Annotated in this window: 14 protein-coding genes; 9 read left to right on the plus strand and 5 right to left on the minus strand. The window is 72.9% G+C overall.

Going from position 1 to position 16,014, the window contains the following annotated elements:
- Positions 1-264: 264 nt before the first annotated feature.
- The 3 genes from NUM_RS12060 to NUM_RS12070 all read left to right on the plus strand — a co-directional run bounded on the left by NUM_RS12060 (position 265) and on the right by NUM_RS12070 (position 3,248).
- Complete coding sequence (locus tag NUM_RS12060; protein WP_207124899.1) at positions 265-1,620, plus strand: acetyl-CoA carboxylase biotin carboxylase subunit; 1,356 nt, start codon at positions 265-267, stop codon at positions 1,618-1,620.
- Positions 1,617-2,531, plus strand: a complete 915-nt coding sequence (locus NUM_RS12065; protein ID WP_207124900.1) for a hydroxymethylglutaryl-CoA lyase — start codon at positions 1,617-1,619, stop codon at positions 2,529-2,531. Before NUM_RS12060 ends, NUM_RS12065 begins: the two co-directional genes overlap by 4 nt.
- 117 nt (positions 2,532-2,648) lie before the next feature.
- Positions 2,649-3,248, plus strand: a complete 600-nt coding sequence (locus tag NUM_RS12070; RefSeq protein ID WP_207124901.1) for a Uma2 family endonuclease — start codon at positions 2,649-2,651, stop codon at positions 3,246-3,248.
- 63 nt (positions 3,249-3,311) lie between these two features.
- On the opposite strand, the gene NUM_RS12075 is transcribed toward NUM_RS12070, so the two are convergent.
- A complete protein-coding gene (locus NUM_RS12075) occupies positions 3,312-4,154 on the minus strand; it encodes an LLM class flavin-dependent oxidoreductase (RefSeq protein ID WP_207124902.1) in 843 nt (280 codons plus the stop codon).
- Between the two features lie 354 nt (positions 4,155-4,508).
- On the opposite strand from NUM_RS12075, the gene NUM_RS12080 reads away from it, so the two are divergent.
- The 5 genes from NUM_RS12080 (at position 4,509) to NUM_RS12100 (ending at position 11,032) form a co-directional block, all read left to right on the plus strand.
- Positions 4,509-5,759, plus strand: coding sequence for a hypothetical protein (locus NUM_RS12080; RefSeq protein ID WP_207124903.1), 1,251 nt, complete (start codon positions 4,509-4,511; stop codon positions 5,757-5,759).
- 182 nt (positions 5,760-5,941) lie between these two features.
- The gene (locus tag NUM_RS12085) at positions 5,942-7,147 is read left to right on the plus strand and encodes a chaplin family protein (RefSeq protein ID WP_207124904.1); all 1,206 of its coding nucleotides are present in this window, start codon (positions 5,942-5,944) and stop codon (positions 7,145-7,147) included.
- 254 nt (positions 7,148-7,401) lie between these two features.
- Positions 7,402-8,955 carry an acyl-CoA carboxylase subunit beta gene (locus NUM_RS12090; protein ID WP_207124926.1) on the plus strand — a complete coding sequence of 518 codons (1,554 nt, stop codon included), beginning with the start codon at positions 7,402-7,404 and terminating at the stop codon, positions 8,953-8,955.
- Positions 8,956-8,982: 27 nt separating this feature from the next.
- Positions 8,983-10,131 carry an acyl-CoA dehydrogenase family protein gene (locus tag NUM_RS12095; protein ID WP_207124905.1) on the plus strand — a complete coding sequence of 383 codons (1,149 nt, stop codon included), beginning with the start codon at positions 8,983-8,985 and terminating at the stop codon, positions 10,129-10,131.
- A gap of 139 nt (positions 10,132-10,270) precedes the next feature.
- A complete protein-coding gene (locus tag NUM_RS12100; RefSeq protein ID WP_207124906.1) occupies positions 10,271-11,032 on the plus strand; it encodes a D-Ala-D-Ala carboxypeptidase family metallohydrolase in 762 nt (253 codons plus the stop codon).
- 151 nt (positions 11,033-11,183) lie between these two features.
- On the opposite strand, the gene NUM_RS12105 is transcribed toward NUM_RS12100, so the two are convergent.
- Both NUM_RS12105 and NUM_RS12110 read right to left on the minus strand, forming a co-directional pair.
- Positions 11,184-11,819: a DUF6518 family protein gene (locus NUM_RS12105; protein WP_225918509.1), complete on the minus strand. Its 636-nt coding sequence runs from the start codon at positions 11,817-11,819 to the stop codon at positions 11,184-11,186.
- A gap of 55 nt (positions 11,820-11,874) precedes the next feature.
- Complete coding sequence (locus NUM_RS12110; RefSeq protein ID WP_207124907.1) at positions 11,875-12,414, minus strand: YbhB/YbcL family Raf kinase inhibitor-like protein; 540 nt, start codon at positions 12,412-12,414, stop codon at positions 11,875-11,877.
- 148 nt (positions 12,415-12,562) lie between these two features.
- Here NUM_RS12110 and NUM_RS12115 point away from each other — a divergent pair, with 148 nt between their 5' ends.
- Entirely contained in the window at positions 12,563-13,402 is an 840-nt protein-coding gene (locus tag NUM_RS12115) for an acyl-CoA thioester hydrolase/BAAT C-terminal domain-containing protein (RefSeq protein WP_207124908.1), read from the plus strand.
- 106 nt (positions 13,403-13,508) lie between these two features.
- On the opposite strand, the gene NUM_RS12120 is transcribed toward NUM_RS12115, so the two are convergent.
- Together NUM_RS12120 and NUM_RS12125 are read right to left on the minus strand one after the other, a co-directional pair.
- Complete coding sequence (locus NUM_RS12120; RefSeq protein ID WP_207124909.1) at positions 13,509-14,750, minus strand: MFS transporter; 1,242 nt, start codon at positions 14,748-14,750, stop codon at positions 13,509-13,511.
- Positions 14,751-14,867: 117 nt separating this feature from the next.
- A complete protein-coding gene (locus NUM_RS12125; RefSeq protein ID WP_207124910.1) occupies positions 14,868-15,950 on the minus strand; it encodes a serine hydrolase domain-containing protein in 1,083 nt (360 codons plus the stop codon).
- Positions 15,951-16,014: the final 64 nt, after the last annotated feature.

Raw genomic sequence — 16,014 nt, forward strand, 5'->3', positions numbered from 1 at the left:
GCGGGCCGGTAACGCCCCGGGCCAGGAAGTACGACATGCAGTTTCGTTGCCGTCCGTAGTTTCCCGCTGGTAACAAGCCCGTTTTGACCCGGATAGCGGCTTCGGTGCTGTTGTCCATTTCGGCGAGCGGGGCGCGCCGGCCGCTGCCACGCCCCGTCCGAGCCGGGCGCCGCCCGAGCGCCGGGAACTCGTGTCGCCCGATCGGCGGGCGGCCGGGGTACCCTAACGATCGTTCAAGCCGACACCGGAACGGCAGGAGGGCACGTGATCGAGTCGCTGCTGATCGCCAACCGCGGGGAGATCGCGCGGCGGGTCATCCGTACCGCGCGCCGGCTCGGGGTGCGCACCATCGCGGTGCACTCGGAGCTGGACGCCGACCTGCCGTTCGTGGCCGAGGCGGACGAGGCGGTCGACATCGGCGCGCCTCAGGCGTACCGGAACGCCGAGGCCATCCTCGACGCGGCCCGGAAGACCAACGCCGCGGCGATCCACCCCGGGTACGGCTTCCTGTCCGAGAACGCGGACTTCGCCCGCGCGGTCGCCGCCGCCGGGCTGATCTGGGTGGGCCCGCCCGCCGACGCGATCCAGCAGATGGGCGACAAGATCAACGCGCGGAACCTGATGTCCGCGGCCGGCGTGCCGGTCTCGCCCGGTACGACCACGCCGCTGGCCGGTGTGGCCGCGGCGGTGGACGCGGCGGCCACGATCGGCTACCCGGTGATGGTGAAGGCGGCCGCGGGCGGCGGCGGGATGGGCATGGCCGCGGCCGCCGACGAGGCCGAGCTGCGCACGCAGTACGAGAAGGTCACCGCGTTCGCGGAGCGGATGTTCGGCGACGGCAGCGTGCTGATCGAGCGGTACTTCCCGCGGGTGCGGCACATCGAGGTGCAGATCCTCGGCCTGGCCGACGGCCGGGTCGTGGCGCTCGGCGAGCGGGAGTGCTCGGTGCAGCGGCGCAACCAGAAGGTCGCCGAGGAGGCGCCGTCGCCGGCCGTCACGCCGGAGCTGCGGGCCCGGCTGCTCGGCGCCGCGCAGCTCGCCGGCGAAACCGTCGACTACCGCAACGCCGGCACGGTCGAGTGCCTGCTCGACCCGGACTCCGGCGACTTCTTCTTCCTGGAGATGAACACCCGGCTGCAGGTCGAGCACCCGATCACCGAGGCCACGCTCGGCATCGACCTGGTCGAGGCGCAGCTGCGGATCGCCTCCGGGGAGGACCCCGGCTTCGATCCGGCGGCACTGGAGATCACCGGGCACGCGCTGGAACTACGCGTCAACGCCGAGGATCCGAAGCGGTTCCTGCCCGGCCCCGGACCGGTGCGCACCTGGGTCGAGCCGGCCGGCGACGGGGTACGCGTCGACGCCGGCTACGCGGCCGGCACCACGGTGACCCCGGCGTACGACTCGTTGCTGGCGAAGCTGATCGTGGCCGGCCCGGACCGCGACACGGTGCTCGCGCGGGCCCGCGCGGCCGTCGCCGAGTTCCGGATCGAGGGGCCGAAGAACAACCTGCCGTTCTTCGCCGAGCTGCTGGACAACGCCGAGTTCGTCGCCGGTGCGTACGACACCGGCATCATCGGCCGGATGCGCGCACCGGCCACGAAGGAAGGACAGCGATGACCGAGCTGCCGGCGCGGGTGTCGATCCGCGAGGTCGGCCCGCGAGACGGACTGCAGAACGAGGACCCGGTACCGACCGAGGCCAAGATCAGGCTGCTGGACGCGTTGCCGCGCACCGGGATCCGCCGGATCGAGGCGGTCAGCTTCGTGCACCCGAAGGCGATCCCGCAGATGGCCGACGCGGACCAGGTCTGGTCGGGCAGCAGCCACGACCCCGCGGTGCGCTACTCGGCGCTGGTACCCAACTCGCGCGGCGCCCGGCGCGCGCTCGACGCCGGGTTCACCGACATCGAGGTCGTCGTGTCCGCCAGCGACACGCACAACCGGAAGAACGTGAACCGCTCGACCGACGAGTCGCTCGCCGACATCGCCGAGCTGATCACCTTGCTGCACAACGAGAACGCCCGCGTCGAGGTGATCGTGGCGACCAGCTTCGGCTGCCCGTACGAGGGGGACGTCGCGCCCGCGCGGGTCGCGTCCATCGTGGACCGGGTGGTCGCCGACGGCGCCGACCGGGTCGCGTTCGGCGACACCACCGGGATGGCCACGCCGCGCCGGGTCACCGAACTCGTCACCGCGGTACGGGACCGGCAGCCGGAGATCCCGATGCTGCTGCACTTCCACAACACCCGCGGGACGGGGCTGGCGAACATCCTGACCGCGCTGCAGCTGGGCGTCACCGAGTTCGACGCGAGCATCGGCGGCCTGGGCGGCTGCCCGTACGCGCCCGGCGCCACCGGCAACGTGGCGACCGAGGAGGTCGTACACATGCTGCACGACATGGGGATCGAGACCGGCATCGATCTGGACGCGCTGGTGGAGGTGGCCGCGCTGGCCCAGGACATCGTCGGCAAGGAGCTGCCGTCCGGCGTCCTGCGCGCCGGTCCCCGCTACCGCACCATCCCGGCCTGAGCCGGCGGCACGCGCCCGACATCGACCGGTGTCACGCTCGGCGTTCTCTTTGCGTAATTCCGTTACCGTCGGCGAGGTCTGTGCGCCGGGTAGATTCGGGCCGAGGAGGTGCCGACCATGACCGAAGCAGCCCACGTCGATTCGCCGAGCCACGCCGGGGACGAGGCGCGCGAGCTCGGCGAGTTGGTGCTCTTCCACGGTGGTGAGTGGACCGAGGCGGACTACGAGGCACTGCCCCCGGGCGTGCGCGCCGAGCTCCACGACGGGAGATTGATCTTGACCCCGAGTCCCACCGCTCAGCACATGTTCGCCAGCATGACGCTGGCCGGGCTGTTTCAGGAAGTGCTCGGCGACCGCAAGCGCGTGCTCATGGAAGTCGACGTGCGGATGGCCGACGGGCGCCGGTACCGGGCACCGGATGTGTTGGTGCTGAAGGAGTTCCGCCGCGGGCGGCCGATGGACCCGGCGAACGTGGTGCTGGTCGGCGAGGTTGTCTCACCCGGTGGCGGCGAGGAGCGCAGCGGCAAGATGACCGCCTACCGCGAGGCCGGCATCGAGTGGTACCTGATCGTCGAGGAGACGCCGGCCGGCTTCCTCGGCGAGCTGTACCGGCTGGACGCCGACAAGTACGAACTGGTGGCCGACGCGCCGCCGGCCGGGGTGCTGAGCCTGCCGGCGCCGTTCGACAGCGAGATCCGGCTGCGCGAGCTGTCCTGACCTCGGCACTCCCGCTCGACCAGGCTGTCCGACGCTCGGGGAAAGTGTTGTGGCGCAAGGGAGTCAGGGCGAGTCGGGTGGGCCGGCGAGGATGCGGGTCCAGGCCTCCCGGACGCCGCCGCGCCACCAGCCCATCGCCTCCACCCACCAGGTCAGCCCGCCCCGCACGTACGGCGTGATCGTCTCGGTGGCGGTCGCCGGCTCGGTGCGGCCCTCCAGCGCGATGTCGAAGCCCTGCATGCCGCTGCGGCGGGTGGCGATCAGGTCGCGGATCTCGCCGAGCGTGCTCGCCGGCATGATCGTGCCGCGGCCGTAGTCGGTGTGGGTGGGCATCACGCCGTCCCAGCCGGCGGCGCGGCGGAAGCCCGCGGTGGCCGGCCAGCGGCCGGCGCACCAGATCGGCGGGCGGGGTCGCTGCACCGGGGTGGGGCGCATGCTGACCTGCTCCACCGGTACCGGTTCGCCGCGGGTGACGGCCTCGCCGGCCCAGAGGTCCGCCAGTACCGAGAGGGAGGCATCGAGCCGGCGGGCCCGGGCCCGCAGCGACGCGTTCTCGCCGAACGCCGCGTACTCCCGGTCCATCGAGCCGAGGCCGGCGCCGAAGATCATCCGACCGCCGGACAGCACGTCCAGGGTGGCGATCTCCCGGGCGACCACCTGGACCCGGCGCCGGGGCAGCGCGGTCATCAGCGGCGCGAGCCGGATCCGCTGGGTACGTGCGGCGATCGCGGAGAGCACCACGACCGAGTTGGCGACCGGCCAGTCCGGCTCGTGGTAGAGCACGTGGTCCCAGACGAACACGCCGTCCCAGCCGCTCTCCTCGGCGGCGACGGCGAGCTCCAGCAGCGTGCGCGGGTCGCCGAACTCGCCGACGTTCGGCAGCCCGACCGCGTACGAGACGCCCATGCGCACCTCCTGCCCGTTCGCACCGTCGCCGCACCTCATGATCGGCCGTGCCCACCACCCGCCGGATCGACCGCCCGGGCCGACGTGACGCCGGACCGGTCGGCGCGGTGGGCCGACCTCAGCACCATCCTCGATCGGTGTCGGCGCCGCAACGTGGAGTGCGGTACCGCACTGCCATCCGGTAATTGCGGAGGGTCCGATTTTTTCTCGATCTCGGCGTGACCCCGATCGACGGTTCTCGTTGAGTTCTACAGATCGTGCCGCGACTTGCACAATCGGTTGCGAACGAGCTGCTTTTCCGGCATGATCCCAACCGGGACGAAAGCCATGAAGGCCACGAAAGGTGTTGCGTAGATGGGCGACCGGACGCGAGGCGGAGAGCGCGACCCGCGCTGCTGCGCACCCGCGACCGCGCGCCGCTCCCGCGCCCTTCGGTACGGCCTGCGGGCCCTCGTCCTCGCCGGCGCCGCGGGTGCCGCCTGGTTCCTGGGCAGCCAGGTCGCCAGCGCCTCGCCCGCGCACGACGACAGCGCCCCGGCGCCGAGCTGCCAGGCCGGTCTGCTCCCGGCCACCACGCACGCCGTCGGTTCGACGCTGCACAGCCTCACCGCAGGCAACCAGACTTCCGGCGGTACCGCCGCCGGAGCGAAGACGTGCGACCGGCCTGCCGCCGGCTCGCACCACGGGAACGCCCCGCGCACCGCACCGGTCGCCAACTCCACGTGCTCGGCGGACACCGCCGAGCACGGTGCGGCTGCGCCGACGAACCCGCAGGCCGACCAGGCCTGCACCCGGCCGAACCGTCCGTCGACGGACTCGGCCACCACCCCGGCCGGCGAACCAGCCGCCGGGGCATCCGGACCGGCGCCGCTCGGCCAGCTGGCCGACGCGACCCGTCCCGTGCTCGGACCGGTGGCGGACGCGACGCGTCCGGTGACCGGGCCGGTGACGACCGTGGTGGGACCGATCGCCGGTGGGCTCAACCAGAGCCCGGTGATCGGCGCACTGGCGGACGTCACCCGACCCGTCACCTCGACCGTCGCGGCCACCACCCGGCCCGTCACGGACACCCTGACCGGCCCGCTCGTCTCTGCCACGCGCCCGGTGACCGGCTTGTTGGGCGCCGTCGTGCATCCGCTCCCAGGGATGGCCGACGGCGTTGCGACCCCGGTGACAGGCGTGCTGACGGGTGGTACCGATCCGCTGTCCGGATTCGGCGTGCCGACTCTCACGGCGCCGCACCAGGCGTCGTGGCTGGGTCGACACTTGCCCGCCGGCGGGCTCGCCCGACCGGCCGTACCGGCGTCACGCTGCGCGTCGCACCCGTTCGCGACCTGGACGGGTACCGAGGCCGACAGCGCTGGCATCCGGTCTCTCGGCGCCGGCGACCCGGCACCGGGAACCCCCGCACCGGCACCACTGGGTGCGGGGATGACCAGCGGAGGATCCGCCGTCTCGGCGGCCTCCTACGCGCACGGCGGTGCCTTCGCACCGACCGGTGCCTACGCCGCGATCGCAGACCGGGCCCTGCGGGTCCGGCCGGCCGCGGCCAAGATCGGGCTGCCTCGCCTTTCCGAGGCCGACCCGGTCGTCTCACCGGACTGAGCGGGATCCACCCGCCGAGCGTTTCTGGCAAGGCACCGAAAGGTCCGCTCGTCGACGCAGTTCCTGCTGGCGAAAACGACCGTCCCGCTCAATTCAGTAATTGACTGATCGATGTTGGGTGCACGCTGCCCGACAGCAATTCCTGTTGCATTCATTCACGAAATTCGGAAAGGCATTTCCTCATGAAGACATGGGTTCGTCGTACCGCTCGGGTCGGGATCCTCTCCGCAGGGTTCCTGCTGGCCGGCGCCAGCATGGCGCACGCCAGCAACGCGGTCTCCGCCGGCAACGACGGGATCGCCAACGGCACCCAGGTGGTCGCCCCCGTGCAGGTTCCCGCGAACGTGGCCGGCAACGGCGTCGGGGTCGCCGGCGTCGGGCTGGGCGTGAACGGCAGCAGCACCTCGGTCGCGGACCGCGCCGAGAGCACCAACCTGGTTTCCGCCGACAACAAGGGCATCGGGAACGGCACGCAGGCCGACATCCCGGTCCAGGTGCCGGCGAACGTGGCCGGCAACGGGGTCGGCGTGGCCGGCGTCGGCATCGGCGTGAACGGCTCCAGCACCGCGGTGGCGCACCGGGCCGAGTCGGCGCAGGAGAGCACCGACATGGTGTCGGCCGGCAACATGGGCATCGGCAACGGCACCCAGGTCAACGTGCCGATCCAGGTGCCGCTGAACGTCTGCGGCAACGGCGTGGGCGTGCTGGGCGCCGGGATCGGCGTCTCCGGCGACTGCACCAGCGTCGCCGCCGCGCAGGAGTCGGCGTACGCGCCGGAGAGCACCAACATGGGCTCGGTGGGCAACGCCGGGATCCTGAACGGCACCCAGGTCTACGCCCCGATCCAGGTCCCGATCAACGTCTGCGGCAACGGCGTGGGCGTGCTCGGCCTGGGCGCGGGCGTGTCCGGCGACTGCACCTCGGTCGCGGACCGCAGCGAGTCGGCGCAGGAGAGCACCAACATGGTGTCCGCCGCCAACAAGGGCATCCTGAACGGCACCCAGGCGAACCTGCCGATCCAGGTCCCGGTGAACGTGTGCGGCAACGGTGTCGGCGTGCTGGGTGCCGGGATCGGCATCTCCGGCAACTGCGGCGCGGCCGCGGTGTCGAACGAGGGCGGCCACCAGGGTGGCGGCTACCACTCGATGGCGACCTCGACCGAGGGCGCGGAGGCCGCGAAGCCGGCCAAGACCGCGAACACGCTGCCCGCGATGGCCTCGTCGCACGGCACCGACATGGTCTCCGCCGGTAACTCCGGGATCGCCAACGGCACCCAGGTGCACGCGCCGATCCAGGTTCCGGTGAACGTGGCCGGCAACGGCGTCGGCGTGCTCGGCGTCGGCGTGGGCGTCAACGGCAGCTCGACCGCGGTCGCTGCCCAGCACTGATTCGCTGAAGCCCGGCCCCGACCGCGAGGTTCGGGGCCGGGTACCGAACGAACCGGGGTAGCCCCCAATCGACCCCGTCTCACATAACTGCACCTGCCGCTGATGTCACTCACGGCACTGCCTCGACGGGCCCTCGCCACGCGGCGGGGGCCCGTCGTCGTGGGTACGGATGGTGCCACGCCGCCGGCTGAGCTACCCTAACGATCGTTCAGCTACGTACACGTAGGTGCGATCGATTGGAGGCGCCGGTGTCGATGCCGGAGGACCGGGCGGCGGAGCTGCCGGAGGATGCAGCCGCCGAACTGGCACGACTGCGCAAGCGGATCGCCGCGGGCGGCGCCGAGAAGTACCACGAGGCGAACCGGGGCCGCGGCAAACTGTTCGCCCGGGAGCGGGTGGCGCTGCTGGTCGACGCGGGCAGCTTCGTCGAGGACGGGATGCTCGCCAACGCCCAGGCCGACGGGCTGCCGGCGGACGGCGTGGTCACCGGCCGGGCCACGATCGACGGCCGCCCGGTGCGGCTGATGGCGAACGACTCGACGGTCAAGGCCGGGTCCTGGGGCGCCCGTACCGTCGAGAAGATCATCCGGGTCATCGAGCGGGCGTACGCCGAACGGGTGCCGATGATCTACCTGGTCGACTCGGCCGGGGCCCGGATCACCGACCAGGTGCAGCTGTTCCCGGGCCGGCGTGGCGCCGGACGGATCTTCCACGAGCAGGTGCGCGCGTCCGGGTCGATCCCGCAGATCTGCGCGCTGTTCGGGCCCAGCGCCGCCGGCGGCGCGTACATCCCGGCGTTCTGCGACGTGGTCGTGATGGTCGAGGGCAACGCCTCGATGTACCTCGGGTCCGACCGGATGGTCGAGATGGTCACCGGTGAGAAGACCACGCTGGAGGCGATGGGCGGCGCCGCCGTGCACTGCAAGGAGTCCGGCGTCGGGCACTTCCTGGTCAAGGACGAACCGGCCGCGCTGCAGGTGGTCCGCGGCTACCTGAGCTACCTGCCGTCGAACTGGCGGCAGCAGCCGCCGAGCGCCGAGCCCGTCGCCGCGCCGGACGTCGACCTGGCCAAGCTGGTACCGGCGTCCGAGCGGCAGGCGTTCGACATGCGCCGCTACGTCAAGGGGCTGCTGGACGCCGGCTCGTTCTTCGAGATCCAGGCGCTGTGGGCGCGCGAGGTGACGATCGGCTTCGGCCGGCTGAACGGCGAGGTCGTCGGCGTCGTCGCGAACAACTCGATGTTCAAGGGCGGGGTGCTGTTCATCGACTCCGCCGACAAGGCGGCCCGGTTCATCGAACTGTGCGACGCCTTCAACGTGCCGCTGCTGTTCCTGTCCGACGTGCCCGGCTTCATGGTCGGTACCGCGGTGGAGAAGGCCGGCATCATCCGGCACGGCGCGAAGATGATCAGCGCCGTCGCCCGGGCCACCGTGCCGAAGATGTGCGTGGTGGTGCGCAAGGCGTACGGGGCGGGGCTGTACGCGATGGCCGGTCCCGGGTTCGACCCGGACGCGACGATCGCGCTGCCCACCGCGAAGATCGCGGTGATGGGTGCGGACGCGGCCGTCAACGCCGTGTACGCGAAGAAGATCGCCGCCCTCCCGGAGGCCGAGCGGGCGGACTTCGTCACCGCCAAGCGCGCCGAGTACGAGGCGGACATCGACGTGCTGCGGCTGGCCGGCGAGCTGGTGGTGGACACCGTGGTCGAGCCGGCCGAGCTGCGCGGCGAGCTGATCGCCCGGTACGCGGCGGCCGCCGGCAAGGGCCGCGACTTCGCCGATCGCCGGCACGGCGTCACCCCGGTCTGACCGACCATCCACAAAGGAGCGTCCACCATGGAGTTCAGGCTCAGCGAGGAGCAGGAGGCGCTCCGCGAGTCGGTCCGCGACTTCGCCACCGAGGTCGTCGCGCCGGTGATCGGCGACTGCTACGAGCGCGAGGAGTTCCCCTATCCGGTGGTGAAGCGGATGGGCGAGATGGGGCTGTTCGGCCTGCCGTTCCCGGAGGAGTACGGCGGGATGGGCGGCGACTACTTCGCGCTGTGCCTGGCGCTGGAGGAGCTGGCCCGGGTCGACTCGTCGGTGGCGATCACCCTGGAGGCCGGCGTTTCCCTCGGCGCGATGCCGATCCACCGCTTCGGTACCGAGGAGCAGAAGCGGCGGTGGCTGCCGCGGCTGTGCCGGGGGGAGGCGCTGGCCGGGTTCGGGCTCACCGAGCCGGGCGGCGGCTCGGACGCCGGTGCCACGAAGACCAGGGCCGAGCTCGACGGCGACAGCTGGGTCATCAACGGCAGCAAGTCGTTCATCACCAACTCCGGCACCGACATCACCGACTTCGTCACGGTCACCGCGGTCACCGGCCGGAAGGCCGACGGCCGACCCGAGATCTCGTCGATCCTGGTTCCCAGCGGTACCAACGGTTTCACCGTGGGCCCGAAGTACTCCAAGGTCGGCTGGTGCGCCTCCGACACGCACGAACTGTCCTTCGTGGACTGCCGGGTACCGGCGGCGAACCTGGTCGGCGAGCGCGGCCGGGGGTACGCGCAGTTCCTGCGGATCCTCGACGAGGGGCGGATCGCGATCGCGGCACTGTCGGTCGGGCTGGCGCAGGGCTGCGTCGACGAGTCCGTCAAGTACGCCAAGCAGCGCTCGGCGTTCGGCCACGAGATCGGTGACTACCAGGCGATCCAGTTCAAGATCGCGGACATGAAGGTGCGCGCGCACACCGCCCGGCTGGCGTACTACGACGCCGCGGCGCGGATGCTGGCCGGCGAGGACTTCAAGACCGAGGCGGCCATCGCCAAGCTGTACGCGTCCGAGTCCGCGGTCACCAACGCCCGCGAGGCGACCCAGATCCACGGCGGGTACGGGTTCATGAACGAGTTCCCGGTCGCCCGGATGTGGCGGGACGCCAAGATCCTGGAGATCGGCGAGGGGACGAGTGAGGTGCAGCGGCTGCTGATCGCCCGCGACCTCGGCCTGTGACACCCGTGCGCCGGCGGCCGGTTCGGCGTCGATCGACTGCCTATCGGTCGATCGACCGACGGTCGACCGGCTGCTGGCGCCGTTCTTCGTAATCCTGCACTATTCCGTCATTATCCGCTCTTCCCCTCAAGGAGCGATCGTGACGGACAGCTTCTCGTTCTCCCCGAGCCGCCGGCGACTGCTGCGCAACGCGGCCGTCGGCGCGCTCGCCGTCGGCGCCGGCGCCGTGGCCGGCCCGCTGCTCGCCGCGCCGGCCCAGGCGTACCCGTGGGGCGGCACCCTGCGGCAGGGCGCGTCCGGTACCGCGGTGCGGGAACTGCAGATCCGGGTCGCCGGCTGGCCGACCTCGAGCGCCGCGAAGGTCTACCTCGCCATCGACGCCCAGTTCGGCCCGGCGACCTTCGCGGCGGTCGAACGGTTCCAGCGCGCGTACGGGTTGGCCGTCGACGGCATCGTCGGCGCGAACACCCAGTCGAAGCTGAACGCGCTGGCCAAGAGCGACGGCTCGACCGCGCACTTCGCCTGGAGCGAGCTGTGGGACAGCCGCACCGGCAGCTTCGCCGGCGGCGCGGTCAGCGCGGCGAGCGCGCAGGAGAACGTCCGCCGGCTGATGTACAAGCTGGAGGCGCTGCGGGTCAAGCTCGGCAACCTGCCGATCCACATCAACTCCGGCTTCCGCAACAAGCAGCACAACGCCGATGTCGGCGGCATCGTCGGCAGCATGCACACCTACGGTGCGGCGGCCGACATGTACGTCTCCGGCATCACCTACAAGACGATCTACCAGCACGCCGAGACGTGCGGCTTCTCCGGGCTGGAGCGCTACACGACCGACCACCAGCACGTGGACAGCCAGGCCGAGTTCGGCCGTGGCTGGTGGTGGGAGTCCGGCACCGTCTGACCGCTTCCGGAGCCGGGCCGCTCGACCCCCGAACGGCCCGGTCAGCCGTGACCGGCGGCGGCCCGACCGGTCCGGTCAGCCGGTGATCCGGCGGCGACTCGGGTGGTGATCCGGCGGCGACTCGGTCAGCCGGTGTCCCGGCGCGACTCGGTCAGCCGGTGGCCAGGCCGGCGCCGAGATAGCCGACGGCGCCGAGCGCGGCGAGCGGCACCAGGACGGCCAGGGCGACCAACCGTTGCCGGGCCGACCGGGCCAGCAGCAGCACCAGCGCCAGGCCGAGCGCGGCCAGGATCGCCCCGGTCGGCAGGTTGACGGTCCGGAACGCGCGAGCGCCCTCGGCGACGAACACCGCGCCCAGCAGCGCGACCGCGACGGTCGCCGGCCACCACCGGCCGGCCCGCCACGCCGCCCCGGCCGGACCGAACACCAGGCCCGCCAGTACGCCCGCGAACAGCCAGATCAGCGTGGTCGGCGACCACAGGTTGGCCAGGTCGTCGCCGAGCACCAGGGTCGCCGCGAGGTAGTAGCTCTCGACCGCGACCAGCAGCAGCACGATGCCGGCCGCGATCGCCCGGGCCCGGCCGGCCCGCAGCCCGGCGCCCAGGGCGAACGCGGCGGCGGCCCACACCGCCGGCGAGTTGGCCAGGTTCGCCCACGGGTACGGCAGCAGCAACTGGCCGGCGAGGTCGACGGCGCCGAGGGCCAGCCCGGCCAGCACCGCCACCAGCAGGGTGGCGGCGCGGCCGCGGACCCGGGTCGGTACCGCGGTCGGGGACGAGACGGTCACCCCGTCATCGTCCCGGCGCCGCGGAGCCGTCGCATCCGGTGAAACCCCGGACGTGTCAGCCCTTGTTCTCGTACGTGGCGATCAGCAGGCCGCGGCCGAGCGTGTGGCTGTACATGTTGAACCCGACGTACGCCGGCGGGTCGCCCGCGTCCGGCCCGAGCGTCGGCACGTCCAGCGCGTGCACCGCGAAGATGTACCGGTGCGGGCCGTGCCCGGGCGGTGGCGCGGCGCCGCCGAACCCCTGCTCGTCGTAGTCGTTCCGGCCGTGCTTGGCGCCCACCGGCAGTCCGAGAAAGTCGCCCGAGCCGGCACCGGTGGGCAGTTCCGTCACGTCGGCCGGGATGTCGAACAGCACCCAGTGCCAGAAGCCGGAGCCGGTCGGCGCGTCCGGGTCGAAGCAGGTCACCGCGTAGCTGCGGGTACCGGCCGGGGCGCCGCTCCAGGACAGCTGCGGCGACACGCTGCCGTCGTCGTCCTCGACATGCGCCTGCGGCAGCACCTGGCCGTCCGCGATGTCCGTACTGGACACCGGGAACGACGGCACCGGTGGCAGGAAGTCGTACGGCACCGGCGGCCGCGGTCGGCTCGTCGTCATGCCGCCTCCTCTCGGGATCGTCGGGTCTGGCTGGCGCGGCCGGTACGAATGTCGGCCGCCATCAGGCGAACCTACGCCGCTCACGCCAGCGGGGTACCGGCATTTCGCGCCGCGCCCCCTGGGATGATCGGCGGGGGAGGTGGCTGCGATGCCGACCGAACAGGCGCTGCCCGGCGAACCCACCGGCGTGCTGTGGCTGCCGGACGAGCCGCCACGGGCGGCGGTGCTGGTCGTGGCCGGTTCCAGCGGCCGGATCGACTCCGACCGGGCCCGGGTGTTCGCCGAGCACGGCGCGCTCGCCGCCTCGATCCGCTGGTTCGGTGGACCCGGCCAGCCGCCCGGCGTCTGCGAGGTACCGCTGGAGACGTTCACCGCCGCCCTCGACGCACTGTGCCGGTACGACCCGCCGAGGCTCGGCATGATCGGGGTGTCGAAGGGCGCCGAGGCGGCGCTGCTGACCGGGATCCGGGACGACCGGCTCGACCTGGTCGGTGCGTTCTCGCCGACCTCGGTGGTGTGGGCCAACGTCGGGCCGGGCCGCGACGGCGTGACGGAGCCGTACCGGTCGTCCTGGACCTGGCACGGCGAGCCGCTGCCGTTCGTGCCGTACGACGACGAGCCACTGGGCGAGGCACCGGCGGCCTGCCGCCCGATGTACGAGCGGAGCATCGCCGCCTACCCGGCCGAGGCGGCGGCCGCGGCGATCCCGGTCGAGCGGATCCGGGGTGAGATCGTGCTGGTCGCCGGCGCGGACGACGAGATGTGGCAGTCCACCGACTTCGCCCGCGCGATCGCGGCCCGGCGCCGGGCTGCCGGCGGGCGGCTCACGGTGCTCGACTCGGACACCGCCGGGCACCGCCCGTACCTGCCGGGCGAGCCGGAGCCGGCGCCGTCGGCGAACTACCGGTACGGCGGGAACGCCGCCGCGGACGCCGAACTCGGCGCCCGCGCCCTGCCGCACCTGCTCGCCGCCCTCGGGCTCCGCTGACCCGGATCATGCCGCGATGGGCGCCGAAGGCGTCGACGGCGGATCGTGCCGCCGGGGTCGACGCCGACCCGCGCCACCAGCGCCAAAGGCGCTCGTCCGAGCGCGGTCAGCTGGGGGAGACCGGGGAGGTGCTGCCGGTCGTGGCCAGCACCGGCGCCGGCGCCGGCGGGACCCGGCGGGCCAGCACCGTACCGAGCAGCACGACCACCCCACCGAAACCGGCCGCGGCGGCCGGGCCGAGGTGGTCCAGCAGCGCGCCGATCACCGGCGACAGCACCGCGCCGCCGGCCGTGGTGGCGGTGGTCATCCAGCCGAACGCCTCGCCCCGCCGGTCGTCCGGGGCGAGCGCGCCGAGCGCCGAGTTGGCCGCCGCGATCGCCGGCGCGATGGCGGTACCGCCGATCAGCAGCACCGCGGCCACCAGCAGCGGCGACGGGTGCGCCAGCACCGGCGGCAGTACCAGCGCCAGCAGCACCAGCCCGGCGGTGACCAGGCCGACCCGCAGCGGCAGCCGCTGCCCGCCACGGCCGGCGAGGAACAGCCCGCCGACCCCGGAACCGATCGCCCAGACGGCGCCGAGCACCCCGGCCAGCGACGGCGTGCCGCGATCCCGGGCCCACGCCACCACCACCATGTCGCCCGCCGTCAGCGCGCCGACCAGCAGCGCCATCACCACCAGTACCGACACCAGGCCGGGGGAGCGCAGCACCGCGAACGGCGACTCGCGCCGGTGCTGCTCCGGCCGCTCCGCCGCCGGCCGGGTCTGCAGCCCGGACCGGTGCACCACCAGCGCGAAGCCGGCCGAACCGAGCAGCGCCAGTACCGCGCAGGCGCTGACCGCCGCGCGTGCGCTGACCAGCGCCACCAGCAGTGCCGCGAGCATCGGCCCGACGACGAACAGCAGCTCCTGCAGCGTCGCCTCGGCCGCGTAGCTGGCCTCCCGCGCGGACGCGTCCGGCAGCCGGGACCACACCGACCGCGCCACCTGCCCGGCCGGCGGCTGCGACAGCCCGGCGAGGAACGCGAGTACCGGTGCGAGCGGCCACCACGCCGCCGGCAGCAGCGCCATCAGCCCGATGCCCGCGGCGTACCCGAAGCTGGTCAGCACGAGCAGCCGCGGCGCCGGCTTGCGGTCGACCGAGCGGCCGCGCAGCGGGCCGCCGATGCCGCTGCCGACGATCAGCGCCGACGTCACGACGCCGGCCAGGGTGTAGGAGCCGGTCCAGCCGGCGACGAGGAACGTGATCGCCAGCGCCATGCCCGTCGCGTACAGCCTGGCCAGCAGCGACATCACCAGCAACAGCGGCAGGTGCGGGGTGGCGAGGATGCGACGGTAAGGGGCGAGCACGCTACAGGTACTAACAGAGCGCGCTCGGCCGCCGCTACGAGTTTCCGGTCACAGGGCGCGGGGGCACGCCTGCGCTGCGTCGCTTCGTACCGGATTCCGACGGCACCGCGGCACGGGTCAGAGGTTGGCCGCCCACTCCGACACCGCGTGCCGGGTCGGGTTGACGTCGGTCTCCCGGGTCGGGTGCACCCGGTTGGTCAGCAGCACCACGGTCAGCTTCCGGGCCTGGTCGACCACCAGCGACGTCCCGGTGAAACCGGTGTGCCCGAACGAGCCGGGCAGCGGCGCCATGAAGTTGCCGTCGCCGATCCGCGCCCCGATGCCCTGCCGGTACCGGTTGGGCACGCTCGCCGGCAGCTGGTCGGTGCGCAACTGCTCGACGCTCTCCGGCTTGAGCACGGTGACCCCGTCGAGGGTGCCGTCGTGCCGCAGCAGCTCGCCGAACCGGGCCAGGTCGGCCGCGGTGGCGAACAGCCCGGCGTGCCCGGCGACCCCGCCCAGCCCGTACGCGTTCTCGTCGTGCACCCGGCCGTGGATGATCCCGGTGGCGAGGTCGTCGCGTTCCTCGGCGGCGGCGATCCGCGGCAGCAGCGCCACCGAGGGGTTGAACCCGGTCTGGGTGAGCCCGAGTGGCCGGAGGATCCGATCCTCGATCAGCCCCTCCAGCCGCCGCCCGGTGACCAGCTCGGCCAGGAACCCGGCGGTCTGGTAACCGATGTCGGAGTACTCGAACGCGGTGCCCGGCTCGCGCACCGGCTCGGCGTCGAGCAGCAGCTGCCGCCGGGCACCGACGAAGTCGGCCTCCCGCCAGACCGGCCGCCCGGGCCGGTATCCGCCGACGTGGGTGAGCAGCATCCGCAGCGTGGTGCGCTGCTTGACCCCGCCGCGGTACTCGGCGAACCACCGGGCGACCGGCTCGTCCAGGTCGAGCAGCCCCTCCTCGACCAGCCCCAGCACGATCACCGCGGTGAACATCTTGGTGATCGAGGCGATGTCGTAGATGGTGTCGACCGTCGCCGGGATCCGGCGCCCCGGGGGCAGCAGGGAGAAGTCGCGGCTCGCGTACCGCACCGCCTCGCCGACCGCGGCCCGGCCGGCCACCTCGCCGTCGCGCAGCACCAGCGCCACCGCCGACGGGTACACCCCCGGCCCGGACTCGTCCGGCAGACCCGATTCCAGTACCGCCCGCAGCTCGCTCACGCCAGCCGACACTACGTGGGCGGGGCACGCCGCTCGGTCCGGACCCGGGTGGTGGGCGCCCGCG

Source organism: Actinocatenispora comari (genome assembly GCF_017312725.1).
Classification (GTDB): domain Bacteria; phylum Actinomycetota; class Actinomycetes; order Mycobacteriales; family Micromonosporaceae; genus Actinocatenispora; species Actinocatenispora comari.